The 1,253-nt window shown below is 71.3% G+C and carries 2 protein-coding genes; both read left to right on the top strand.

The window, feature by feature from the left end:
- Nucleotides 1-1,035: styrene monooxygenase/indole monooxygenase family protein (locus SM757_RS34805; RefSeq protein WP_322468836.1), on the top strand; the 1,035-nt coding region annotated here is incomplete at its 5' end.
- Between the two features lie 17 nt (nucleotides 1,036-1,052).
- Nucleotides 1,053-1,253, top strand: a 201-nt coding sequence (locus SM757_RS34800) for a flavin reductase family protein (protein WP_322468835.1), incomplete at its 3' end; no start/stop codon positions are given.

The raw sequence follows: 1,253 nt of genomic DNA, 5'->3' as shown, positions 1-1,253 counted from the left end.
CCGCCGGTGCAGGGCATCGGGCTGAGCGTGCCGGACCCCGAGCGCCCCGGTGAGCGGCTCATCGACTGGTGCAGTGCGCTGGACAAGCCGGCGCAGGCGGTGGACCAGCGGCTGAAGATGCCCGAGTGGATGGAGCTGGTGCAGCGGCGCGGGGGCCGGCTGCTGATGCAGGATGCGGGCGTGGCGGAGCTGGAGCAGCTGGCGCAGACGCATGACCTGGTGGTCCTGGCCGCGGGCAAGGGCGAGGTGGTCAAGCTCTTCGAGCGCGATGCGCAGCGCTCGGCGTTCGACAAGCCGCAGCGCGCGCTGGCGCTGACCTACGTGCACGGGCTGCAGCCTTCGCCCGAATACTCGCGCGTGGCGTTCAACCTGATCCCGGGCGTAGGTGAGTACTTCACGTTCCCGGCGCTGACGCTCTCGGGCCCGTGCCACATCATGGTGTTCGAGGGCATCCCGGGCGGCCCGATGGACTGCTGGCGCGGCGTGGCCAGCCCGCAGGAGCACCTGGCCACGAGCCGCCGCCTCCTCGAGACCTACCTGCCGTGGGAAGCCGAGCGCGCGCGCCACGCCGAGCTCACCGACGCCAACGGCATCCTGGCCGGCAGCTTCGCGCCGACCATCCGCAAGCCGGTGCTGCGGCTGCCCTCGGGCCGGGTGGTGTTCGGGCTGGGCGACGCGGTGGCGGTCAACGACCCGATCACGGGCCAGGGCTCGAACAACGCCACCAAGGCCTGCCGCGTCTACCTCGACGCGATCCTGGCGCACGGCGAGCAGCCCTTCACCGAGGCGTGGATGCAGCAGACCTTCGAGCGCTTCTGGAGCTACGCGCAGTACGTGGTGGAGTGGACCAACACGCTGCTGACACCGCCGCCGCCGCACCTGCTCAAGCTACTGGGCGCGGCCGGCCAGTGCCCGGCGCTGGCGCGCGCGATTGCCAACGGCTTCGACAACCCGCCGGACTTCTTCCCCTGGTGGACCGATGCTCAGGCGTGCGAGCGCTTCGTCGACAGCCACCTGGTCGCGGCGGCGGCCTGAACCAGGAGCACCACAGCATGAATGCCATCCTCGAACGCACGTCCCCGGCGCAGTGGGGCAGCACCGAGATCGAATCCAGGGCGCTGCGCCAGGTGCTCGGGCACTACCCCACCGGCGTGGCCATCGTCACCACGCGCAGCGCCGAGGGCCGCGCGGTGGGGCTGACGATCAACTCGTTCGCCTCGCTCTCGCTGGACCCGGCGCTGGTGCTGTGGAGC

The sequence above is a fragment of the Azohydromonas lata genome (genome assembly GCF_034427735.1).
Classification (GTDB): domain Bacteria; phylum Pseudomonadota; class Gammaproteobacteria; order Burkholderiales; family Burkholderiaceae_C; genus Azohydromonas; species Azohydromonas lata.
This window is presented reverse-complemented; position numbering and strand designations above follow the sequence as displayed.